Source organism: Streptomyces goshikiensis, assembly GCF_014650555.1.
Classification (GTDB): Bacteria; Actinomycetota; Actinomycetes; order Streptomycetales; family Streptomycetaceae; genus Streptomyces; species Streptomyces goshikiensis.
Window position 1 is genome coordinate 219,389 of sequence record NZ_BMVE01000003.1, and the last position, 22,761, is coordinate 242,149.

The 22,761-nt window shown below is 73.7% G+C and carries 20 protein-coding genes and 1 riboswitch; of the genes, 11 read left to right on the plus strand and 9 right to left on the minus strand.

The features are described 5' to 3' along the window. Positions 1-3 precede the first annotated feature (3 nt). Positions 4-642: a bifunctional 4-hydroxy-2-oxoglutarate aldolase/2-dehydro-3-deoxy-phosphogluconate aldolase gene (locus IE248_RS11095; RefSeq protein WP_229895250.1), complete on the plus strand. Its 639-nt coding sequence runs from the start codon at positions 4-6 to the stop codon at positions 640-642. 2 nt (positions 643-644) lie between these two features. Then, the gene (locus IE248_RS11100) at positions 645-1,628 is read left to right on the plus strand and encodes a sugar kinase (protein ID WP_100580926.1); all 984 of its coding nucleotides are present in this window, start codon (positions 645-647) and stop codon (positions 1,626-1,628) included. On the opposite strand, the gene IE248_RS11105 is transcribed toward IE248_RS11100, so the two are convergent. The 3 genes from IE248_RS11105 to IE248_RS11115 form a co-directional block, all read right to left on the minus strand. Next, positions 1,629-2,513: an aldo/keto reductase gene (locus IE248_RS11105; protein ID WP_190030620.1), complete on the minus strand. Its 885-nt coding sequence runs from the start codon at positions 2,511-2,513 to the stop codon at positions 1,629-1,631. It lies immediately after the preceding gene. After that, entirely contained in the window at positions 2,510-3,694 is a 1,185-nt protein-coding gene (locus tag IE248_RS11110; RefSeq protein ID WP_190030621.1) for a serpin family protein, read from the minus strand. Before IE248_RS11110 ends, IE248_RS11105 begins: the two co-directional genes overlap by 4 nt. Before the next feature lie 74 nt (positions 3,695-3,768). Further along, complete coding sequence (locus IE248_RS11115) at positions 3,769-5,100, minus strand: glycoside hydrolase family 18 protein (RefSeq protein WP_190030622.1); 1,332 nt, start codon at positions 5,098-5,100, stop codon at positions 3,769-3,771. Positions 5,101-5,315: 215 nt separating this feature from the next. Between IE248_RS11115 and IE248_RS11120 the strand changes: the two genes are divergently transcribed. Beyond that, the gene (locus IE248_RS11120; RefSeq protein ID WP_008743559.1) at positions 5,316-6,395 is read left to right on the plus strand and encodes an NAD(P)H-dependent amine dehydrogenase family protein; all 1,080 of its coding nucleotides are present in this window, start codon (positions 5,316-5,318) and stop codon (positions 6,393-6,395) included. Beyond that, positions 6,392-6,871: a carboxymuconolactone decarboxylase family protein gene (locus tag IE248_RS11125; protein WP_037795150.1), complete on the plus strand. Its 480-nt coding sequence runs from the start codon at positions 6,392-6,394 to the stop codon at positions 6,869-6,871. The genes IE248_RS11120 and IE248_RS11125 overlap by 4 nt, the downstream gene beginning before the upstream one ends. A 63-nt stretch (positions 6,872-6,934) precedes the next feature. On the opposite strand, the gene IE248_RS11130 is transcribed toward IE248_RS11125, so the two are convergent. After that, complete coding sequence (locus IE248_RS11130) at positions 6,935-8,575, minus strand: GMC oxidoreductase (protein ID WP_373301511.1); 1,641 nt, start codon at positions 8,573-8,575, stop codon at positions 6,935-6,937. A 214-nt stretch (positions 8,576-8,789) separates the two neighbouring features. After that, positions 8,790-9,254: a DUF4352 domain-containing protein gene (locus IE248_RS11135; RefSeq protein WP_190030624.1), complete on the minus strand. Its 465-nt coding sequence runs from the start codon at positions 9,252-9,254 to the stop codon at positions 8,790-8,792. Between the two features lie 238 nt (positions 9,255-9,492). On the opposite strand from IE248_RS11135, the gene IE248_RS11140 reads away from it, so the two are divergent. Next, on the plus strand, positions 9,493-10,092 hold the full coding sequence (locus IE248_RS11140) for a DUF4352 domain-containing protein (protein ID WP_073798576.1): 600 nt from the start codon (positions 9,493-9,495) through the stop codon (positions 10,090-10,092). 35 nt (positions 10,093-10,127) lie between these two features. Here the strand turns inward: IE248_RS11140 and IE248_RS11145 are convergent, their stop codons facing one another. Then, on the minus strand, positions 10,128-10,970 hold the full coding sequence (locus IE248_RS11145) for a peptidoglycan-binding protein (protein WP_047960804.1): 843 nt from the start codon (positions 10,968-10,970) through the stop codon (positions 10,128-10,130). Between the two features lie 292 nt (positions 10,971-11,262). Next, positions 11,263-11,396, plus strand: a riboswitch (cobalamin riboswitch). A gap of 35 nt (positions 11,397-11,431) precedes the next feature. On the opposite strand from IE248_RS11145, the gene IE248_RS11150 reads away from it, so the two are divergent. The 3 genes from IE248_RS11150 to IE248_RS11160 are packed head-to-tail and all read left to right on the plus strand — an operon-like array spanning position 11,432 to position 14,222. After that, the gene (locus IE248_RS11150; RefSeq protein WP_008743554.1) at positions 11,432-12,421 is read left to right on the plus strand and encodes an ABC transporter substrate-binding protein; all 990 of its coding nucleotides are present in this window, start codon (positions 11,432-11,434) and stop codon (positions 12,419-12,421) included. After that, a complete protein-coding gene (locus IE248_RS11155) occupies positions 12,418-13,443 on the plus strand; it encodes a FecCD family ABC transporter permease (RefSeq protein ID WP_100580922.1) in 1,026 nt (341 codons plus the stop codon). The genes IE248_RS11150 and IE248_RS11155 overlap by 4 nt, the downstream gene beginning before the upstream one ends. Next, entirely contained in the window at positions 13,440-14,222 is a 783-nt protein-coding gene (locus IE248_RS11160; RefSeq protein ID WP_190030626.1) for an ABC transporter ATP-binding protein, read from the plus strand. The genes IE248_RS11155 and IE248_RS11160 overlap by 4 nt, the downstream gene beginning before the upstream one ends. Positions 14,223-14,234: 12 nt before the next feature. On the opposite strand, the gene IE248_RS11165 is transcribed toward IE248_RS11160, so the two are convergent. Next, a complete protein-coding gene (locus tag IE248_RS11165; RefSeq protein WP_229895251.1) occupies positions 14,235-15,869 on the minus strand; it encodes a N,N-dimethylformamidase beta subunit family domain-containing protein in 1,635 nt (544 codons plus the stop codon). A gap of 137 nt (positions 15,870-16,006) precedes the next feature. Between IE248_RS11165 and IE248_RS11170 the strand changes: the two genes are divergently transcribed. The 3 genes from IE248_RS11170 (at position 16,007) to IE248_RS11180 (ending at position 19,024) form a co-directional block, all read left to right on the plus strand. Continuing rightward, positions 16,007-16,918 (plus strand): SCO6745 family protein, encoded by a 912-nt coding sequence (locus IE248_RS11170; protein ID WP_100580920.1) that lies wholly within the window; start codon positions 16,007-16,009, stop codon positions 16,916-16,918. Positions 16,919-17,108: 190 nt separating this feature from the next. Beyond that, entirely contained in the window at positions 17,109-18,062 is a 954-nt protein-coding gene (locus IE248_RS11175) for an aldo/keto reductase (RefSeq protein ID WP_073798580.1), read from the plus strand. Continuing rightward, positions 18,059-19,024 (plus strand): D-2-hydroxyacid dehydrogenase family protein, encoded by a 966-nt coding sequence (locus IE248_RS11180; RefSeq protein ID WP_190030627.1) that lies wholly within the window; start codon positions 18,059-18,061, stop codon positions 19,022-19,024. The genes IE248_RS11175 and IE248_RS11180 overlap by 4 nt, the downstream gene beginning before the upstream one ends. 45 nt (positions 19,025-19,069) lie before the next feature. Here IE248_RS11180 and IE248_RS11185 read toward each other — a convergent pair whose 3' ends face one another. Both IE248_RS11185 and IE248_RS11190 read right to left on the minus strand, forming a co-directional pair. Next, a complete protein-coding gene (locus IE248_RS11185) occupies positions 19,070-19,936 on the minus strand; it encodes an ABC transporter permease (RefSeq protein ID WP_008743548.1) in 867 nt (288 codons plus the stop codon). Next, positions 19,933-22,674: a CocE/NonD family hydrolase gene (locus tag IE248_RS11190; RefSeq protein WP_190030628.1), complete on the minus strand. Its 2,742-nt coding sequence runs from the start codon at positions 22,672-22,674 to the stop codon at positions 19,933-19,935. Before IE248_RS11190 ends, IE248_RS11185 begins: the two co-directional genes overlap by 4 nt. Positions 22,675-22,761 lie beyond the last annotated feature (87 nt).

Here is a 22,761-nt window from a genome sequence, read left to right on the forward strand (position 1 = left end):
GCGTTGTCCTGTCATCCCTACGAGGTGCTGGCCGCCCAGCGGCTGCTGCCGGTGCTGCGCGAGGCCCACGCGGACGAGGCCGTGCGCCGGACCACCGCCCTGCTCGCCGCCGGCTGCCGCGCGGTCGAGCTCACCACCACCGTCCCCGGCTGGGCCGGGGCCGTCGCCCGCACCGCCCCGCTCTCGGACGCCACCGGCCGGCCGGCCCTGATCGGCGTCGGTACGGTGACCACCGCCGCGCAGGCGCGGACCGCGCTGGACGCCGGCGCGGCGTTCCTGATCTCCCCCTACCCGGCGCCCGAGGTCCGGGCGTACGCCGCCGAACGCGGGGCCGTCTTCGTCGAAGGCGGGTTCACCCCCGGCGAGATCGCCGCCGCCGCGCGGCAGTCGGGCGCCGCCAAGGTGTTCCCCGCCCACGTCGGCGGCCCGGCCTTCATCCGCTCCCTCAAGGCCGTCCTGCCCGCGGCCCTGCTCATCCCGACCGGCGGCATCACCCCCGCCGAGGTCCCCCGCTGGCTGGCCGCCGGCGCGACCGCCGTCGGAATCGGCGCCGGGCTGCCGGCCGACCCCGCCGAGCTGGCCGCCGTATTCGCGGAACTGGCCCTGCCCCGCCGCTGCGACCCCGCGACCGCGGGGGCCTGACGGTGACCCCGCCCGCCGCCCCCGCCGGGTACGACGTCCTCGTCCTCGGCGAGGTGCTCGTAGAGATCCACGCCGACGCGCCGCTGCGGCACGCCGTGGACGGAACCCGGGTGCGCCTCTCCTATTCGGGCGACGCCCTCAACGCGGCGGCCGCCGCCGCTGCCGCCGGGGCCCGGACCGCGCTCCTCGCCGTCGTCGGCGACGACGAACTGAGCGCCCCGCTGCTGCGCCGGGCCACCGAACTCGGCATCGACGTCTCCCACGTACGCCGCGCCCCGCGCCCCAACGGCGCCTACCTGCTCGGCTCCGACACCGAGGGCGGCCGGGACTTCGTCTACTGGCGCACCCACAGCGCCGGCTCCACCCTCTCGACCCGGCACATCGCGTCCTGGCGCGCGTTGCTGACCGGCTGCAAGGCCCTCGTCACCAGCGGGATCACCGGCGCCCTGGCACCCGGCAGCCGGGACGCGGTGCTCGCCGCCGCCCGCATCGTGCACGAGGCCGGCGGACACCTCTCGTACGACCCCAACTTCCGCCCCCGGCTCACCGGCCGGGCCGAGGCCCGCGAACTGCTGGCCCGCATCGCCCCGTTGACCGGGCTCCTGAAGAGCTCCTGCCCGGCCGACGCACAGGCCCTGGTCGACACCGGCGACCCGCGCGAGGCCGCCGCCCGCTACCGCGCACTCGGCGCCCGCGCGGTCGCCGTCACCGCGGGCGCCGGCCGGCTGCTGCTCGACGAGGGCGCGGGGGAGGCGACGTACCTGCCCGTACCGCCCAACCCCCACCCCCTCGACGCGACCGGCGCCGGGGACTGCTTCACCGGCACCGCCACCGCCCGGATCGCCCTCGGTGACCCGCTCGCCGACGCCGTGGCCTACGGGACGGCCGCCGCCTCGCTCTCCGTGTCCGGGCGCGGCGGCACCGGCCGGATCCCCGCCTTCACCGAGACGGCGGCCCTGGCGGCCGCCCACCGCGGCGGCCGCTGACTAGACCGCCTCCAGCAGGGCGATCTCCTCGGCTGACAGCCGCAGCGCGCCCGCGGCGATGTTCTCGACCAGGTGGTCCGGGTTCCCGGTGCCCGGTATGGCCAGCACGTGCGGACCCCGGTTCAGGGTCCAGGCGATGCGCAGCTGCGCGGCCGACACCCCGTGCGCCGCGGCGAGCGCGCGCACCGCCTCGCCGTCCTGCGAGACCACCCCCGCCTCCCTGCCGGAGCCCGCGACGGCGAAGAACGGCACGAAGGCCACGCCCCGCTCCCCGCACGCGTCCAGGAAGGCGTGGTCCTGGGCCGGGGAGCCGATCCCGTACGCGTTCTGCACGCACACCACGGGCGCGATCGTCAGCGCCTGCGCGAACTGGCCGGGGCTGACGTTGGAGATGCCCAGGTGCCGGATGAGTCCGGCGGCGCGCAGCTCGGCGAGCGCCCCGAAGTGCTCGGCGATCGAGGCGTCCGCCTGGCTGCGCGGGATACGGAGGTTGACCACGTCCAGGTGGTCGCGGCCCAGCTGGCGCAGGTTCTCCTCGACCTGTCCGCGCAGCTGCTCGGGCGTGGCCCACCACCAGTCGCCGCCGGGAGCGCGGGCCGGCCCGACCTTCGTGGTGATGACGAGCTCGTCGGCGTACGGGGCGAGGGCGCTGTTGATCAGCTCGTTGGCGGAGCGCAGCGGGGAGAAATAGAAGGCGGCCGTGTCGATGTGGTTGACCCCCAGCTCAACGGCCTTGCGCAGCACGCCGGTGACGCGGTCGCGGTCGCTGGGGGAGCCGTCCGCGAGGTGGGTGAGGCGCATCGCGCCGAAGCCCGTCCGGTTGACGGTGAGGTCGCCGAGCTGCCAAGTGCCGGCGGCGCTCGCGGTGATGGGGTTCAAGGTCATCCGGAGACGATATCCGGGTCGTTGACCCAGCCGGCGGCGAGGACCAGCCGGGAGGTCCGGTGCACCGCCACGAAGCCGAACGGCCGGTGGAAGCGGACCTCGGCGTGCCGGACGCGGTAGGCGAGCCGCGGCTCGGCGCAGCCCGCGCCCAGACCGCCCGCGGTGACGGCCGCGGCCTCGAACCCCTCGGCGTCGAAGCGGGCCACGGCCACCTGGCGCGCGCTCCCGACCGCCAAGGGCGTGCCGCTGATGCCGGGGAAATGGCCGGTACGGACGTCCGCGGCGCTGCGCAGACCGAACAGCGCGGCCTGGCGGAGCAGATCGTGATCCGCGTCCACGGAGAAGGCCACCGTCTCCACGCTCAGCCGGGGTTGCCGCGAGCTCGACGCGACGGTGCCGATCGAGAGGCCGGGCCCCGGCTCCCCCTCGGGGAGCAGGCTCGCACCGGTCGCCGGGATCGTCCGGGTCGCGGCGGCGATCCCGCCGGCGAGCACCTCGCCCGGCGCCGCGCCCGGCTCGCCGAGCACCAGGTGCACGTCCACCCCGGTGTCCCCGACCACCTCCAGGAGCGTGACGGGCCCCGCCGGCGTCCGGGCGACGCGCACCCGGTCCAGCAGGGCCGTCTCGCGGTACAGCCCGCTCACCTCGCGCCCGGCCCACGGGCCCTCGGTCAGCTCCGGGCACCACGGCGAGAACGGCCGGATCCACTTCAACCGCAGCGCCAGCGCCGACGCCAGGACCAGCAGGGTGTCCCGCCGGACCGCGACCGGCATCCTCTCGATCAGCCCGCCCGTCCGCTCCGACGCCCACGCGTCGAGCGTCCCGGCATCGGTCTCCGCGTCGCCCGACAGCACGCCCCGCGCGCCCTCCGGGAGCCGCGCCCGCCAGGGCTCCTCCAGCGGGAGACCGGCCCTGGTCCACAGCCCCGTCGCGGCCTCCAGGCCCCGTACGCCGGCCAGCGCGCCCAGCAGGTCCCGCGCGGCCCGCGCCGCCGAGCCGGCGGGTATGCCCAGGGCTTCGGCCAGTTCCGCCCGCGCCGGGCCGCCGGCGCCGTCCGCGAGGAGGGCCAGCAGCGGCCAGACCCCCGCCGCCGTCAGCACCGTGCCGCGCTCGTCCGTCACCGCCCGGGCCGCCCAGCGCGTGGTGAGCCGGCCCACCGCCCGTACCACCGCACCGTCCATGGCGGGAGCGTACGTGGTGGGCGCCGCCGGGCCGGTGCGCATTTCCGCGGCCCGGCGGCGCCGGTCGATGGGGATCAGCGGCCGCCGCGCAGGCCCTGGTCCACGGCCGTCATCAGCTCGCCGTCCGCCGTGTCCGCGTCCAGCGACCAGAACATGGCGCCCCCGAGCCCGTGGTCCCGTACGTAGCGGGACTTGGCGCGCAGCACCTGCGGGTCGTCGTACGTCCACAGCGTGCTGCCGTCGAACAGCCAGGCGTGGCCGCCGCGCCGGTCGCGGTAGACCTTGTACGTACCCGAACCGGCCAGGGTCTTCAGCGCCTTGTAGTCCTCGTAGCCCGCCGCCCAGGTGGCCGGGGCCGGGCCGGTCGCGGGCCGGCCCATGCCGTTCCCGCCGCCGCTGACCCCGGTCCAGCCCTGCCCGTAGAACGGCATGCCCACCACCAGCTTGCGCGCCGGCGCGCCCCGCCGTTCCCAGGCCTCCACGGTGCCGTCGACGCTGAAGTCGTCCCGCGCGTACAGCGCCGACTGCTGGGCCGTCCGCCGCTCGCCGGAGACGTGGAAGTCGTAGCCCTGGAGGTTGACGAAGTCCAGGTCGCGCATGATCCGGCGGACGTCGAAGCCCGCGTCGATCCTGGCGGGGGCGGTCGGCACGAAGGCCGTCAGCTCGTACGCCGTCCGGCGCCTCTGGTCGCGACCGTACGCGTCGAGCTGCGTGCGGAACTCCCGTACCAGTTCGGCGAAGTTGCGCTTGTCCTCCGGCCGGAACCTCGTGTCCGTGTCGCCGGCCGAGCCGGGCCACTCCCAGTCGAGGTCGATGCCGTCGAAGACGCCCGCCGCCGCGCCGGCGCCGCCGCGGACACCGTCCGCCGGCAGGTTCCCCTTGATGTAGAGGTCGATGCAGGACGCCACCAGTGCCTTGCGGGAGGCGGGGGTGAGGGCGGCGTCCGAGAAGTGCGTGGACCAGCTCCAGCCGCCGAGCGAGATCAGCACCTTGAGGTCCGGGTGCCTGGCCTTGAGCTCGCGCAGCTGGTTGAAGTTGCCGGCGAGGGCCTGCTCCCCGTCGTCGGCGACCCCGTCGACCGAGTTCGCCGCGTCCAGCGGGCGCACGTAGTCGGCCCACGCGTCGGCCTTGCCCGGCACGTTGCCCGTGAAGCACTTGCCGTCCGCGCTGATGTTGCCGAAGGCGTAGTTGAGGTGGGTGAGCTTCCCGGCGGAGCCGTTCGCTTCGAGGTCCTGGACCTGGAAGTCCCGCCCGTAGACGCCCCACTGGGTGAAGTAGCCGACCTTCCTGTACGAGCGGTCGTGGCTGGCGTCGCCGTGCCCCGCGGTGGCGGCGGGCACGAAGGCGGTCAGCAGGGAGAGGGAACAGGCGGCGACGGCCAGCCTGCCGAGCGTGCTGCGGCGCATGGGCTTCCTTTGCGGATGCGGGGGAGTGGTGCTCCTGAGCCGTGCCGGTGCTGTGCGTGCTCTGCGTGTGCGGGGCGTGCACCTCGGAAACTATTGGTCTGGACCATCTGGGTCAAGAGGGTGGTCATGCCCGCGTGCGGGGCGGGAACCCGGCCGTCCGAAATTCCTCCGTCACGGCACTGGGCACCTCTGGGTCCGGTCGCTACCCTCCGCGCATGATTTCCACGGTGGTCTGGGGTACCGGGAACGTCGGCCGTGCGGCGATCCGTGCCGTCGAGGCCCATCCGGCACTCACACTCACGGCAGTACTCGTCCACAACCCCGACAAGACCGGCCGCGACGCGGGTGAACTCGCCGGTCTGGAGCGCCCCTTGGGCGTCACCGCGACCGACGGCATCGAGGCCGTCCTCGCCGCCCGCCCCGACGCCGTGGTCTACGCGGCCTCCGGCGACATCCGCCCCGACGACGCCCTCGCCGACATCACCCGGGCGATCCGGGCCGGCGCCGTCGTCGTCAGCCCCGCCCTGTACCCGCTCTACGACCAGCGCAACGCCCCGCCGGAGTTCCGGGACCCGGTGCTCGCCGCCGTCGAGGCGGGCGGCGGCTCGCTGTTCGCCTCCGGAGTCGACCCCGGCTGGGGCAACGACGTACTGCCGCTGCTGATCAGCGGACTCGGCACGACCGTCGACGCGATCCGCTGCCAGGAGATCTTCGACTACTCCACCTACGACCAGCCCGACTCGGTCCGTCTGCTGGTCGGCATGGGCCAGCCGATGGACTTCGAGCCGATGATGCTGATGCCCTCGGTCCCCACGATGGTGTGGGGCGGCCAGATCCGGCTGATGGCCCGGGCCCTCGGCGTCGAACTCGACGAGATCCGTGAGACGTCCGAACGCCGCGCGCTCGACGCGACGGTGACCACGCGGACCATGGGAGCCTTCGAGGCGGGCACCCAGGGCGCCATCCGCTTCGAGGTGCAGGGCGTCGTCGGGGGCGAACCCCGCATCGTCATCGAGCACGTCACCCGGATCCACCCGTCCTGCGCCCCGGACTGGCCCGCGCCGCCCGACGGGGCCGGGGCGCACCGCGTGATCATCGAGGGGCGCCCCCGGATCGAGGTCACGGTCGAGGCCACCGACGAGGGTGAGAACCGCTCCGCGGGCGGGAACGCCACGGCGGTCGGCCGTCTGGTGGGGGCCATCGACTGGCTGATGGAAGCGGAACCCGGAATCTACGACGCGCTCGACGTCCCGCTGCGTCCCGCGGTCGGCAAACTCGGAAGGAAGCAGTCATGAGGATCGACGTTCCCGAGGGCCAGCACCCGATCGAGTACGTGTGGGGGGACATGGTCCCGGGCATCGGGATGGCCGCGGCGAACTTCTCGCTGTCCGTCTACGCCCACACCACCCTGGGCCTGCGCGAGTTCGAGGCCGCCCGGCTGCGGGTCGCGCAGATCAACGGGTGCGTCTTCTGCCTCGACTGGCGCACCGAACGCGACGGGCAGAAGGTCGAGGAGGAGTTCGCCGACGCGGTGGCCGAGTGGCGCACCACCGACGCCTTCGACGCGCGCACGCGGCTCGCCGCCGAGTACGCCGAGCGGTACACCCTCGACCACCACGGTCTCGACGAGGAGTTCTGGGACCGGATGACCGCGTCCTACAGCCAGCTGGAGATCGTGGAGCTGACGATGAGCATCGGCTCCTGGCTGGCGTTCGGCCGCCTCAACCACGTGCTGGGCCTCGACAGCGTGTGCGCACTGCCCGGGCACTGACGCGGTCCGGGGCCGCCCGGCTCGATGAGCGCGGCCGGCCCCGGCATCGGCCGGTCCGCTCCGCTACAGGTCGGTGGCGATGATCTTCTCGATGTTGCGCTCGGCGAGCGCGGTGATCGTGACGAACGGGTTCACGCTGGTGTTGCCGGGGATCAGGGATCCGTCGATCACGTACAGGCCGCTGTAGCCGTGCAGGCGGCCGTAGTTGTCGGTCGCCTTGTCCAGGACCGCTCCGCCGAGCGGGTGGTAGGTGAGGTGGTCGCCCCAGACCTTGTTGCCGCCGAAGAGGTCGCTCCGGTAGATCGTCCCCTCCTTCGAGTTGATCTTGTCGAAGATGGACTTGGCCATGTCGATGGCGGGCTGCTTCCACGCCCGCTGCCAGTTCAGGTCCACGTTGCCCGTCGCGGCGTTCCAGGAGAACTCGGCGCGGTGGGGGTTCTTGGTGATCGACAGGTACAGCGAGGCGTACGTCTCGATGCCGGTGGGCAGCGGTGCCACCTCGGCGAACGCGCCGCCCGCGTCCCAGTTGTCGATGCCGGCGGTCGGCATGGAGGCCTGGAGCTTCCCCGTCGCGTCCCAGATGTGGTTGGCGCGGCCGCACATGACGTTGCCGTTGTCGCCCCAGCCCTTGCCGACCTCGTCGTTGAGGAGGGGGAGCCGGCCGGTGGCCTTCAGCCTGACCAGCAGCTTGCTGGTGCCGACGCTGCCCGCCGCGAAGAACACCCGGTCGGCGGTGACGGTCTTGGTGGCCGTGGTGTCGCCGGTGGTGTTGATCTGGTCGATGGAGACGGTGTAGCCGCCGCCGGTCGCCGGGGCGACCGAAGTCACCTTGTGCTGCGGGGAGATGGAGACCCGGCCGGTGGCCTTGGCCTGGGCGATGTAGGTCTTCTGGACCGACTTCTTGCCGTAGTTGTTTCCGTAGAGGACCTCGCCGTCGAGCGAGGACCGGGGCACGGTGCCGGCCTCCTCCTGCTTCATGTACTCCCAGTCGTACACGTTGGGTACGAAGACGAACGGGAAGCCGGAGCGCTGGGCGTGCTTGCGGCCGACCCGGGCGTACTGGTAGCAGGGCGCCGTCTCCCACCAGGCCTGGTCGACGTTGGTGACTCCGAGCCCGGCGTTGGCGCGCGGGTAGTAGACGTCGTACATCTCGTTGGCGTCGACGGAGGGGAGTACGGCGCCGAACCGCTCGCGCTTCGGGGTGACCGCCATGCCGCCGTTGACCAGCGAACCGCCGCCCACGCCGCGGCCCTGGTAGACCGTGATGCCGTTGAATTCCTCGGCGTCCAGGATGCCCGTGTAGCGGGGGACGTCCTTGTCGATCGGGAATCCGAGGAAGTTGCTGATGGGGGCCTTGGTCCTGGTGCGGAGCCAGAAGGAACGGTAGTCCGGCCTGGTGGTGTTGGCGAAGATCTTGCCGTCCGAGCCCGGGGTGTCCCAGGCCATGCCCATCTCGATCATGTGCACGTCGACGCCGGCCTGGGCGAGGCGGAGGGCGGCGACGGAGCCCCCGTAACCGGTGCCGATGATCAGGACCGGGACGTGCGCCCCGCTGTCGATCGGGGCGGCGGTGGCGCTCGTGGCGACGGCGGCGCGGGCGGTCGTGGCGGCGGCGCCGCCGGCGACGGCCACCGCCCCGAGTATGGAACTTGTTCTAGCGATGAACCCTCGTCGGGAGAAGCCCTTGGAGCCCTTGTCGGGCATGAAAGGATCACTCATGCGACATTCCTTACTGTGGGGTGGAATGAGAACGAGTTCTACTGCGGCATGCATGTGAAGTCACTAGCTACGACTTGGTAACTTCCGGCAGATTACACAACAGACGCACCAGGTCACGGCGTGTGCCGACGGCGTGTCGTTGGTCTCTACACGCTCTGGTGCGGGGGGAGTTGGGCCGGAGACGGATCGGAGCCCGGGGTCAAGCCCCGGAAAGGCTCCACTGGCCGACGTCCTCGGCGAGACCGCCGTTCAGCGCGAACTGCACCGCGGCGAGCCCGGCGTCCTTCGGGAGCCGGAAGGTGACGAAACCGGCCGTCGCGCCGCCGGGGTCGAGGGTGACGGTCTCGGGGAAGGCCGGCCCGGCCGGTATCGAGGCGTTCAGGCCGTCGAACCGCCGCCCCGCGGTGTCCAGCAGGTGCGCGCACGACGCGGGCGAGTCCTTGTACACGGTCGACCCGGTGTTCTCCAGGCGCAGTTGTACGGCGACCAGCCGGCCGGCGTCGTCGGGCGCGGGACTCGCGGGGTCGACCACCTGCACCAGCGTGACGTCGAGGCGCTCGCCCGGCAGACCGCCCGAGAGCGGGACGGTCTCACCGGAGCCGTCGTGCGCCGCACCGAGCAGGGCCGGCCCGAGGAGGACGAGGGCGGCGAGCGTAGCGCGCATGCCGAAACCACCTTCTGCCGAAGGGTCACGCCCCCCACGATCCTCCACCCCCCACACCCCCGCCAGCCCGGCCGCGCCCGGGGGGGGCTGGCGTACGGGGCCGGCCTCCAGGCCGGAGGGGAACGCCCCGCCAGGTCGGTTAAATGTTCGAATGTCACGGTTCGGGCATAGTCGCCCCTGATTCCGCTCGTGCCCATACGGTGACCGGAATCCAGATCCGCTCCTGTGGGGGTTCCTCATGTCACAGCAGTTCCAGCCGCCTGGCCAGCCTCAGCCCGGATACGGCTACCCGCCCCCGCCGCCGCCGAAGAAGAGCAGCGCGGGGAAGATCGTCGGGTTCTCCTGTCTCGGTGTCGTCGGCGTGGTGGTGCTCCTCGGCGTCGTCGCGGCAGTGGTCGGCGGCGAGGGCGGTGACTCGGCGACGGGAGCCGCCAAGCCGGCCGCTGTCGCGTCATCGGATGCGGCGAAGGGCGGCGAGACGAAGCCGACTTCGGCCGCTCCGGAAAAGAAGGCCGCCGTGTCCGTCGTCGCGAAGAGGACGGAGTTCAAGAAGAGCGTCATCGCCGATGACTCCGCCTACACCAGCGTTGCGGTCACCATCACGAACAACTCGTCGAAGCCGATCAATGTGAACCCGCTGTACTTCACGATCACCGACACCTCGGGGACCAAGCACATGGCCGAACTCGCCGCCGATGAGAATCAGATCGCGACGGTCGAGCTCGCTCCCGGCGAGAACATCACCGGAACCGTCACCGGCAAGGGCGGGTTCAGCCCCAAGACCGTGACCTACACCGACGGGCTCATCGGCAAGGGGGTTCGCGCCGAGGTTTCGTGAATGGGCCCGGCCGCTGGTGCGGCCGGGGCTGGGGGTTATGTGTGGGGGACCTGGAGCCTGGTCCAGGACGTGGGGCCGGGGTGGCCGTCGGCGTCGGCGCCGGTGTAGCCGAGTTTCTGCTGCCAGGCCCGGTAGGAGGCCACGTCGCCGGAGCCCCATACGTCCAGGTCGGTGTGCGTGCGGTAGCGGTCGCAGCCGACGGCGACGAGGCGTTGGTGCATGGCGGCGATGATCGGCGAGCGGCGGCCGGTGGTGAAGAACGCGGCCCCCGGGAAGGGCTCGTAGGGGGCGTCGGCGAAGGCGGGCCAGGATCCGGGGTCGGTGTGGTCGTTCTCCGGAACGTGGGCGTGGGCATACCAGCCCGCGCGCGAGCGCCATACGGACTCGCTGCGGTTGGAGGTGAAGGAGGTCGGGCGGCCCATGGGCCAGGTGTCCGGGACGCCCCAGGCGCGTATCCAGGCGTTGAGCGCGCCCCATCCCTCGCACGGGGTGTCGACGAGCCGGGCGTAGGTCGTGCCGTTCCAGCGGCAGTACGGGAAGAACAGGGTCTCCACCTGGATGACGACGCTTCCCGCGCGGTTGGTGCGGGTGCCGCCCGCCGCGTCGGCCAGTGACTTGGAGCGGCTGTCGGCGGGCACGAACTGGGTGAAGCGGCCGACGAAGGGGTCCCACAGGATGTGCGGGGCGACCTTCCTGCCGTCGGGGTTGCGGCCGAAGTAGCCGACCAGGTCCTCGTAGGGGGCGAGCGGGAGGGGATTCGCGGCCGTGCCGTTGTCGTCCCAGGTGATGTGGGCGATGGCCTTCGCGGGGCCGCCGTCGGTGGGCGCGTGGTCTCCGATGTCCAGGCGCGTGGCGCCGGGCAGCCAGAGTTCGGGCATGACGTCTCCAGGGCGTGGGGGATTCCCCCGCCCGCGCGGCGGGGGTGGAGGAAAAACGGGCCGCGGCGCGGGGGCCGGGCGCCGGCGGGGCGGCGCGCTCGGCAGCGCTCGGCGGCTGGGGTGCTTGGCGGGGGTGGCGGTCCGGGCGGGGTGTGCGGCCGAAAGGGCCCGTACGGGGCCCGTGGAGGGCCCGTACCGATGAGGATCCCCAGGTACACGCCCGCCGATACCTGACAGTTGTGCCGAATACCTCAGACCGGAGTCATCAGGGTCGAAATGGATCGAACACATCGGCATGGCAGACTGAGCGCGTTCACCCGGGCGGTGCAGGACAGGAAACCGGTGCGATTCCGGTGCGGTCCCGCCACTGTGACCGGCCCCTCGCGGGGCCGGGAGTCAGACACTGACGCGCCGCCTCTTCACGTCGACCGGGGACGCGGATCCCCCGGAGAGGCCTCGCCATGTCGCGTTCCCGCGCCGTTCTGCGCTCGCTCGCCCCCGCCGCCCTGCTGATACCGCTGGCCGGATGCGGGGGTTCCCCCGGCTCCGCGGACGCGGCCGCCGGGGCGGATGCCGCGCCCGGATTCCCGTACACCGTCACCAACTGCGGTGTGAGCAGCACCTACCAGGCCCCGCCGCGGCGGGCGGTCACCATGAACCAGCACGCCACCGAGATCATGCTCGCCCTCGGGCTGGAGGAGAAGCTGGTCGGCACCGCCTACCTGGACGACGCCGTGCTGCCCGCCTACCGGCCCGCCTACGACAAGGTCAAGGTGCTGGCCAAGGAGTACCCCTCCAAGGAGGTCCTCCTCGGAGCCAACCCCGACTTCGTGTACGGCGGTTACTCCAGCGCCTTCGACAAGGCACAGGGCCGGGACCGGGAGGGGCTCGCCAAGGCCGGCATCAACTCCCGGCTCAGCGTCGAGTACTGCACCCAGGGGCCGGTGGGGCTCGACCAGCTCCAGACCGAGATCACCGAGGTGGCGCGGACCTTCGGCGTGCCCGAGCGCGGCGCCGCCCTCATCGGGACCGAACAGCGCCGGATCGACGCCGTCACCGCGCGGGTGAAGGACAAGGCCAAGCCCGCCGTCTTCGTCTACGACTCGGGCGAGGCCTCCGCCTTCACCTCGGGAGGCAACGGCATCGGCAACGAGATCGTCTCGCTGGCCGGCGGGACGAACGTGTTCGCCGACCTCAAGGACACCTTCGGTGACGTGTCGTGGGAGAAGGTCATCGAGCGCAAGCCCGAGGTCGTCCTCATCTACGACTACGGCGGCACCACCGTCGAAGCCAAGAAGCAGCGCCTGGTGAACGACCCCGCCCTCGCGGAGGTTCCCGCCGTCAAGAACCGCCGGTTCGTGGTGCTCCCGCTGTCCTCGGCCGTCCTCGGCGTGCGCGTCGCCGACGCCGTCGAGTCCCTGGGCCGCCAGCTGCACCCCGACGCCGCGTGAGCCGTCGCCGCGCCCCGGCCGTGGTCCTGCTGCTCGCCGCCGCCCTCGCGGCCTGCGCCGTCGCGGGCCTGGCGCTGGGGCCCGTACGCATACCCCCCGCCCAGGTGCTCGACACCGTACTCGACGGGCCCGGCCGGCCCGGCGCCTTCGCCTCCATCGTCTGGGACGTACGGATGCCGCGCGTCCTGCTCGGCGCGGTCGTCGGCGCAGGCCTCGCGGTCGCGGGCACCGTGCTCCAGGCCCTCGTGCGCAACCAGCTCGCCGATCCGTTCCTGCTCGGCGCCTCCTCCGGAGCCTCGGCGGGCGCCGTCGCCGTCATCGTCCTCGGCGCCGGGGCGGGCGTGCTCGGCGGGATCGGCGTACCGCTGGCGGCGTTCGCCGGGTCGATGGGCGCGCTCGTCGCCGTCTACGCCCTGGCCCGGCGCGGGGGCACCATGACCACCGGCCGGCTGATCCTCGCCGGGGTCGCCGTCCAGTACGTCCTGTCCGCGCTCACCAGCCTGGTGCTGGTGCTGGCCGCGCACCCCGACCAGATGCGGAGCGTCCTGTTCTGGACCCTCGGGGGCCTGGGCGGGGCCCGCTGGGACGAACTGGCCCTGCCCGCCGTCGCGCTGCTCCTCGGCACCGGGCTGCTCATCGCGCTGGCCCGGCCCCTGGACCTGCTGCTCGCCGGGGAGGAGGGCGCGCGGACGCTCGGCTTGGACACCGGACGGTTCCGGGCCGCCGTCTTCGTCCTCACCTCCCTCGTCATCGGGGTGCTCGTCGCCTACAGCGGGGCGATCGGTTTCGTCGGGCTGATGGTTCCGCACGCCGCCCGCATGGTCGTCGGCGCCGGACACCGGGCGCTGCTGCCGGTGGCCGCGCTGGGCGGAGCCGTCTTCCTGAGCCTGGCCGACCTGCTCGCCCGTACCGCCGCCGCCCCCGAGGAGATACCCGTCGGCGTGGTCACGGCGCTCGTCGGCGGGCCGTTCTTCCTGTGGATGCTGCGCCGGTCCACCCGTACCGAAGGAGTGGCCGGATGACGGCGGACCCGGTGGAACTCGCCGTCGAAGCGGTGCGTTACGAGGTGGACGGGCACACGCTGCTCCACGGGATCGACCTCACCGCCCGCCCCGGCGAGACGGTCGGCGTCGTCGGCCCCAACGGCAGCGGGAAGACCACCCTGCTGCGCTGCGTCTACGGCGCCCTGCGCCCCACGGGCGGTCGGGTGCTGCTCGACGGGGCGGACGCCGCCGCGCTCGGGGTCAAGGACCGGGCGCGGCGGGTGGCGGTCGTCCCGCAGGACGCGGCGGGCACCTTCGGGCTGACCGTCGGCGAGGTCGTCGCCATGGGCCGCAGCCCGCACAAGCGGTTCTGGGAGCAGGACGGCCCCCAGGACGCGCGGCGCGTCGCCGAGGCCCTGGAGACGGTCGGCGCGGCGGCCTTCGCCGACCGCCGCTTCGAGGAGCTCTCCGGCGGCGAGCGCCAGCGCGCCCTGGTCGCCCGCGCCCTCGTCCAGGCCCCCGGCCTGCTCGCCCTCGACGAGCCGACCAACCACCTGGACATCCGCTACCAGCTGGAGATCCTCGGCCTGGTCCGCGCCCTGCCCGTCACTGGTCTGCTCGTCCTGCACGACCTCAACCTCGCCGCCTCCTTCTGCGACCGGCTGTACGTCCTGTCCGCCGGGCGGGTGGCGGCCTCCGGGCCGCCCGAGCGGGTGCTCACCGAGGAACTGCTGGCCGAGGTCTACGGGGTGCGCACCCGCGTCGGGGTCCATCCCGACACGGGCGCGCCGAACATCGTCTACGTCCCGCAGGGCTGACGGGCTGACGGGTCAACGCCCGGGTGCCGTGCCCCCGTAGACCGCCTTGACGTTGTCCCGCGCCGGGTGCGTGCGGCCCGCCGGACCCGCCGCGAACACGCGCAGCAGGTTCTCCGTCACCCGGGTGGTCAGCGCACCCGACCGGGCGTCCAGGCCGTGGTTGCGCCCGCTCTTGCCGTCGCCCTTCGCGTCCAGGGCCTCCACCCACCGCATCGTCCCGGTCGCGAAGACGCCCGCCCCGCTCTCCGTCGTGTAGTACGCCGTGTCCTGATGGCTCGGGCGGCCCTCGCAGACCACCGGGGAGTGGGCCAGGATCTCGATCGGCCGGGGCGTGGGGAAGCCGGTGTTGACCTTGTCGTACTCCACGCCCACCAGGTGCGCGAACCGGTCGCCCTCGCTCACTCCCGCACCCTCGAACAGCCAGTGCCCCGGGTTGGTCACCACGTACGGGGCGTCCACCGGGTAGCCGTCGTAGATCACGCCGAGCAGCGAGCTCTCCGGGTCGGCCCCGGGCGCCGAACGGAAGTCGACCGTCGCCGGCTGGCCGCGTTTGAAGCCCGGGTCCTGCTCGTAGGAGGACTTGTAGCAGACCAGCGTCCGGTCCGGGCCGAGGTCGGAGGGCTCCAGCCGGATCCGGCGGAAGCAGCAGTTCGCCCCCAGGACCGCCAGGTTGGTGCCGGCGTCGCGGGCCGCCGTGATGTGCGCCCGCTGCTCCGGGGACCAGTACTCGTCGTGGCCGAGCGAGAGGACCGCCGCCGCGCCCTCCAACAGCCGCTTCTCCCGGGCCACATCGGTGGTCGTCGCGTAAGCGAGGGGGATGCCGAGCCGCTCCGCGAGCGCGATCAGCGGCGCCTCGTACGTGAGGAAGAGGCCCGCGCCGTCGTCGTACTCGTACGGCCGGTCGAAGCTCACCGCGAGGGAGCGCGAGGCGTAGCCGCCACTGGGGCCGTCGTAACTGCCGTAGCCGCCCCACCGGTTGTACGCCTGCCAGGTCGCCACCGCGTTGACCACGACCGTACGGCCGGCCGTCGTCGCCGAGCGCACGGTGAGCGTCACGAACCGCTGGCCCTCGCCGCCCTGCGCGTCGAGCCGCAGCAGATAGCTGCCCTCCGGCCAGTCCTTCGTCTCGACCGTGGTGGTACGGGCCCACCGGGTGCGCACCATCCGCGTCCCCGGGTCCACGGTGTGTTCCGGCTGCCGGGCCCCGGGCAGCGCCTCGGAGCGCCACACCAGCCGGGCGCGGGCGCCCGCGTACCAGCCCATCCGGTAGGCGGACACGGTGAAGCGCGGCGCGGTGGTGGACACGTGCAGCCCGAACGACTCGCCGGGCAGGACGCTCACCTTGTCGGCGAACCCCTCGACGGCGCGGGCCGGGCCGGACTTGGTCACGGTCCAGTCGGCGTTCCCGGGCCGGGCGTTCTCTGCCTTGACGTCGAAACCCTGGGGCCCCGCCTTGCCGCTCGGCGCGTTGCCTTTGCCCGCCTTCGCCCCGCCGCCGTCCGGCCCGTCCGCGTCCCCGGTCCCGCAGCCGCCCACCGCCCCGAGTCCGGCCACCGTGGCCGCCCCCGTCGCGAGGGCGAGGAACCGCCGTCTGCCCGCGCCTTCGGCCGCGCCTTCGGGGTCCCCGGGTATGTGCTCCTGATCCATGGGGGCACGTTATGTCACCGTTCGCTCCCCCCTCCGGCCGGGTTCCGCCACTGGGTTCCCCCCGCACGTCACGGCAGCCGGTCACCTAGGCTGGCCGCACGCGGGAGCACCTTCAACAAGCCCTGGGGGAACGCAAGATGACACCGAACAGCAGCGTCCACGACGGCGTCCCGGGGCCGGGCGCCGTCCGCCAGCTGTGGCAGCTCCTCGAACCCGTCCACGCCGTCGTCTACTTCGCCCCCGAGTCCTACGAGGAAGCCGCCGCCCTCGGGTACGCCACCGACGACCGCTGGCCGCTGTACTTCGCCTTCCGCGCCGCCCCGCTCGGCGCCGCCGGACCGGAGCTGGTCACTGCCCTCTTCTACAGCTTCAGCCCGTCCATGGTGGAGCGGTACGTCTCCCCGCTCTGGGAGACGGCCCCGCCGGCCGCGGTGCTCGCGGCCCGGGCGGCAGCCACCGACCGGGCCCTGCGCGCCCTGCTCGGCGAGCGCGTCGACTCGCCCGACCTGGCCGAGGCGGCGGCCCTGGCCCGCCGCGCCGCCGAGGCCGCGGCGACCGCCGGGCGCCCGCTGGCCGCCGCCAACTCCGCCCAGCCGTGGCCAGAGACCCCGCACGCCGTGCTCTGGCAGGCCGCCACGATCCTGCGCGAACACCGCGGCGACGGCCACCTCGCCGCCCTCCAGGCCCACCGCCTGGGTCCGGTCGAGTCCCTCGTCCTGCACTCCGCCGCCGGAGCCGCCCCCGCCGAGGTCTTCGAGAGCCGCCAGTGGTCCCCGGGACAGTGGAGCGCCGGCCGCGAACGGCTGGCCTCCCGAGGGCTGCTCACCGAGGACGGCGCCGCCACGGCGGCGGGAGTGGCCCTGCGCACCTCCGCCGAGAAGCTCACCGACGAACTCGCCGCCGCCCCCTGGTCCGCGCTGAGCCCTCAGGAGGTCACCCGGCTCACCGAACTGCTCCTCGCGCCGGTGCTCGACATCGTCGCCGCCGGTCTCCTCCCGCACCAGAGCACGCTGGGCATCGGCATGAAGTACGACTACCAGCCGAGTTGAGTCATACCCGTCATGCCCCGGCCGTGCGGAAGGCACGGCCGGGGTGAAGGGCCGGGGCTCCTTCGGCCACGAACACCGCCCTGCCACCACCAAAGACGTTCATGGACGTAGGGTGAGCGGGCAGGAGCTGCCGATCACTTGGCCGGCCGTCCGCCGGCCGACACCGATGAACGCGGAGGAAAGAAAACACATGCGCTATCTCCCCCTGGGCAGCTCTGGCCTCCAGGTCTCCGCCGTCGGCCTCGGATGCAACAACTTCGGCGGCCGTCTCGACGCCCAGGCCACCCGCTCCGTCGTGGACGCCGCTCTCGACGCCGGCATCACCCTCCTCGACACCGCCGACATCTACGGCGACCGGGGCGGCTCCGAGAGCCACCTCGGCCAGGCCCTCAAGGGCCGCCGCGAACAGGTCGTCCTCGCCACCAAGTTCGGCTACGACGGCGTCGACATGGGCTACGGACCCGCCGCCGGCGCCCGGGGCGGCCGCGCCTACATCCGGCGCGCCGTCGAGGAGTCGCTGCGCCGCCTGGTGACCGACCACATCGACCTCTACCAGCTGCACAGCCCCGACCCCACCGTCCCCATCGCCGAGACCCTGGCCGCGCTCAACGAACTCGTCGCCGAGGGCAAGATCCGCTACATCGGCCACTCCAACCTCAGCGGCTGGCAGCTCGCCGAAGCCGCCCACGTCGCCCGCGAAACCGGCGCCACGCCCTTCGTCTCGGCGCAGAACGAGTGGTCGCTGCTCCAGCGTTCCGCCGAGCGCGACCTGGTCCCGGCCGCCGAGCACTACGGCGTCGGCGTGCTCCCGTACTTCCCGCTGGCCAACGGGCTGCTCACCGGCAAGATCCGCCGGGGCGCCCCCGTACCGGCCGGGTCCCGGCTCGAAGGGCGCGACGCGTACCTGACCGAGCAGCGCCTGGACGGCGTCGAGGCGCTGGCCGCGCTCGCCGACAAGTACGGCCGCAGCCTGCTGGAGCTGGCCATCGGCTGGCTCAGCGCCCAGCCCGGCTGCGCCTCCGTCATCGCGGGCGCCACCTCCGCCGAGCAGGTGCGCGCCAACGCGGCCGTCGCCGACCGGCCGCTGGAGCCCGAGCTGCTCGCCGAGATCGAGGCCGTCCCGGCGATCGCGAGGCCCGCGTGACGGACCGGCTGCGCTGCGCCGTCCTGGACGACTTCCAGCAGGCGGCCACCACCCTCGCGGACTGGGCGCCGGTCGCGGACCGGGTGGAGGTGGTGACCTTCCCCGACCACCTCACCGGGGAGGACGAGCTGGCCGCCCGGCTCGCCGCCTTCGACATCGTCGTCACCCTGCGCGAACGCGTGCCGTTCCCGGCCGGCCTCCTCGACCGGCTGCCCCGCCTGCGGCTGCTCGTCGCCAGCGGCATGCGGAACTCGGTCATCGACTACGCCGCCGCCGCGCGGGCCGGGGTGACCGTCTGCGGCACCGGCAGCTCCTCGACCCCGCCCGTCGAGCTCACCTGGGCGCTGCTGCTGGGCCTCGCCCGGGGCATCGTCGAGGAGAACACCGCGCTGCGGGAGCGGGGCCCCTGGCAGAGCACCGTCGGCACCGACCTGCACGGCAGCCGCCTCGGGCTCCTCGGCCTCGGCAAGATCGGCGGCCGGGTGGCCCGGATCGGCCTCGCGTTCGGCATGGACGTGGTCGCCTGGAGCCAGAACCTGACCGACGAGCGGTGCGCGGAGGTGGGCGTCACCCGCGCCGCGTCCAAGGAGGAACTCCTCGCCGGCAGCGACTTCGTCTCCGTGCACCTCGCCCTGGGGGAGCGCACCCGGGGGCTGATCGGGGCCGCGGAACTGGACCTGATGCGCCCGGGCGCGTACCTCGTCAACACCTCGCGCGCGGCGATCGTCGACCAGGAGGCCCTGCTCGGGGCGCTGCGCGAGGGGCGCATCGCCGGCGCGGGCGTCGACGTGTTCGACAGCGAGCCGCTGCCCGCCGATCACCCGATGCGCAGCGCGCCGAGGCTCCTCGCCACCCCGCACCTGGGGTACGTGACACGGGACAACTACGCCACGTACTACGGCCAGGCCGTCGAGGACATCAAGGCCTTCCTCGACGGCGAACCGGTACGCGTCCTGCCCTGACGGCCCTCAGGGCCGTCAGGGCTCTGAGGGCCTCAGGGCTCCCGGTCAGGACACGATGTCCTTGCGGGCGAAGCCGCGGAAGGCGAGGGCGAACAGGACCAGTGCGTACGACACCGAGACCGCCGCGCCCTTGACCATCCCGCCCCACTCCAGGTGGGGCTGGAGCGCGTCGGCCCACGCGAACTGCCAGTGCGCGGGCAGGAACTCCCGCCACGACCCCAGCGCGGTCACCGCGTCCAGTACGTTCCCGACGATCGTCAGCCCGACCGCCCCGCCCACCGCGCCGAGCGGCGCGTCCGTACGGGTCGACAGCCAGAACGCCAGCCCGGCCGTGACCAGCTGGGACACGAAGACGAACGCGACGACCAGCGCGAGGCGCGGCACGGTGTCCGCGGCCGCGAGCGAACCCCCGGCCGGCAGCTTCAGCGGACCCCACCCGTACGCGGCGGTGCCCGCCGCCAGCGCCACCGCCGGCAGCAGCACCATCGCCGCCAGGCTGAAGCCGAGCGCCACCACCAGCTTGCTCCACAGCAGCCGGGCCCGCGGGACCGGCGAGGCCAGCAGGTAGCGCAGCGAGGACCAGCTCGCCTCCGACGCCACCGTGTCCCCGCAGAACAGCGCCACCGGCACCACCAGCAGGAACCCGGCCGACACGAACAGGCACGTCGCCGCGAAGTTCGCGCCCGAGGCCGTCGCCGTGTCGATGAGGGTGATCCGGCCGTTCCCGCCGTTCGGGCCGCCGCCGGGCCCGCCGCCCACCGCGAACGCGGTCATCAGGACGAACGGGAGCGCGGCCAGCACCCCGCCCATCACCAGCGTCCGCCGCCGTCGCCACTGGCGCAGCGCCTCCACGCGCAGCGGCAGGGTGCGGCTCGCCCGGTAGCCGGGGGCCACCTCCGTCACGGCACTCATGCCGAACCTCCGATCAGGGTGAGGAACGCGTCCTCCAGCCGGCGGTGCGGCCCCACCGCGGACACCGGGACCTCCAGCCGTACGAGTTCGGCGATCAGGCTCTCGGCCGTCGCGCCCTCCAGCCGTACCAGCAGTCCGTCATCGGCCGCCGCCACGGAGCCCACGCCCTCCAGCGCCGCCACCTTCTCGGCGGTCGTTTCGTCCACCGGCCGGGCCAGCGTCACCAGCAGGGTGTCCCCGCCGCCCGTGATCTCCGCGACCGCGCCCGCCTGCACCAGCCGGCCGCGGTCCATGACCACGAGGTGGGTGCAGGACTGCTCGACCTCCGACAGCAGGTGACTGGAGACGATGACCGTCCGCCCGCCCGCCGCGTACCGGATCATCACGTCGCGCATCTCCCGGATCTGCGGCGGGTCCAGACCGTTCGTGGGTTCGTCGAGGATCAGCAGATCGGGCATCCCGAGCATGGCCTGCGCGATCGCGAGCCGCTGCCGCATGCCCTGCGAGTACGTGCGCACCGCGCGCTCCAGCGCGTCGCCGAGCCCGGCGATCTCCAGGGCCTCCGCCAGGTGCGCGTCCTCGGCCGGACGCCCGGTGGCCCGCCAGTACAGCTCCAGGTTGGCGCGGCCCGTCAGGTGCGGGAGGAATCCGGCGCCCTCCACGAACGCCCCGACCCGCGACAGCACCGGCGCCCCGGCCCGTACCGCGTGCCCGAACACCCGGATCTCCCCGGCGTCCGGGGAGATCAGCCCCATCAGCATCCGCAGCGTCGTGGTCTTGCCCGCGCCGTTGGGCCCGAGCAGGCCCAGTACCTGCCCCTTCTCCACCCGGAACGACAGGTCCCGCACCGCGTACCGGTCCTGAGCCTTGGCGTACTTCTTCGTCAGGCCGGTGATCTCCAGCGGTACGCCGGCCCGTGCCGGGTCCGGCGCCGGTACGCGGGCCCGCGCCCCGGCGCGGCCCCGCCCGGGCCGCCGGATGCCCAGCAGGGCCGCGGCCAGCGCCGCCGCGCCCAGCGGCAGCCCCCAGGTCCAGGCGGGCAGCCCGGCGGACGCCGTCCGTACGTCCTCGGCGACGGGCACCGCGAGGGGGCCCTCCACCGCGACGGTGTAGGTGGCCGGGGCGGCGGGTGAGGCGTAGCCGAGGTCGGTGGCGGCCACGACGAGGCGCAGCCGGTGCCCGGCCTCGACGGCGTGGTCGATCGCCGGGAGCCGCAGCGCGACGGTCGCGCCGTTGCCGGCGTTCTCCACCCGCACCGGGGCGACCAGCTGACTGGGCAGCACCTGCTGCCGCCCGTCGGGGCCGACGTCGTACACCTTGCCGAAGAGGACGGCCGATCCGTCCGCGGCCGTCGACCTCACCTTCAGGGTGACGGTTGGCGTCCCGGTGATCCGCAGACCGGCGGGCAGCGGCGCCGACTCGAACCGGGCGTTCTGCCCCGGGAAGTCCAGCGAGAGCCCCGCGCCGAACGCGGCGAGCTGGCCGCCGATGCCGGGCAGCGCGGACAGGGCGGGCGGGGTGGCGCCTGCCGGGTTGGCGAAGGTCTGCTCCCGGCCGGTCAGCGCGATCGGGTGCGGGCCGGAGGTGAGCCCCGGGTACCGCTCGCCCGTAGCGCCGCGCAGCTGGACCTCGCCGTCGGTGGAGTCGATGCCCCCGGAGCGCGAGACGCGGAACGCCGGGCCGGTGGCGGCCTTCTCGTCGCCCTTGAGGTAGTGGTCGAACCAGGACGTCACCCGGGCCTGGGTCCGGCCGGACTCACGCATTCCGCCGTCGTGTCCGCCAGCCGCCCAGTCCACGGCTACGGGCGCGCCGTTCGCCGCGATCGCCCGGGCCATCGCGTCGGCCTGGCCGAGCGGGAAGAGGGAGTCGTCCTGGCCCTGCACGATGAGGGTGGGCACCTTGATCCGGTCGCCGACCGCCGACGGGCTGCGCTTCTCCAGCAGCTCGCGGGCTTCGGCGTCGGGCTTCCCGGCCACTGCGACCCGCTCGTACATGGCGCACAGCTCCGGCTCGAAGCGCCCGCAGCCGGTGGCCGCGGGCGCACCGGGGCGGGCGTCCCGGCCGTCTTGGGTTTCGGGGGCGGGCGCGGACGGCTGAAGGCCTTCCGCGGCGCCGGTCGTGAAGAAGATGCCGGTCCAGAGCTTCTTGAAGACGCCGTCCGGGAAGAGCGAGTCGGCGAGGTTCCAGTACGAGATCTGCGGGGCGATCGCGTCCACCCGCCGGTCGTAGCCGGCGGCGAGCAGCGACACCGCGCCGCCGTAGGAGGCGCCGGAGACGCCGACGCGCGGATCGCCGTCCGCGTCGAGCCGCACCTCGGGCTGCCGGGCGAGCCAGTCGATGAGCCGGGAGACGTCCTTGACCTCCCGCTCGGGATCGTTCAGCCCGATCCGGCCGCCGGAGCGGCCGAAGCCGCGGGCGGACCAGGTCAGGACGGCGTACCCGTCCCGGGCCAGTTGCTCGGCCTGCGCGCGGGTGTCCTCCTTGCTGCCGCCGAAGCCGTGCCCGAGGAGGACGGCGGGACGTTTCGCCCCGTCGGCGACGCCGTTGCCGGAGGCGGTGAAGTAGGAGGTGTCGATCGCGGCGCCGGGCATGTCGAGCACGCGGTCCTGGCGGTGCACGGCCGGGGCGTCGCCGGCCGCGGCGGTGGCCGTCAGCGTGCCGGCCCCCGCGACGACGGCGAGGGCGGCCGCGCCGGCCAGCAGGCGGCCGCGGCGGCGCCGGGGAAGTCGGAGCTTCATGTGGAAACCCTAGTCGCAGGGCCCGCCCCTCCCGAGCGTCCCCAGGCGGAAGTCCCCGACCTCCTCAGGGCGTACACCACCGACCCG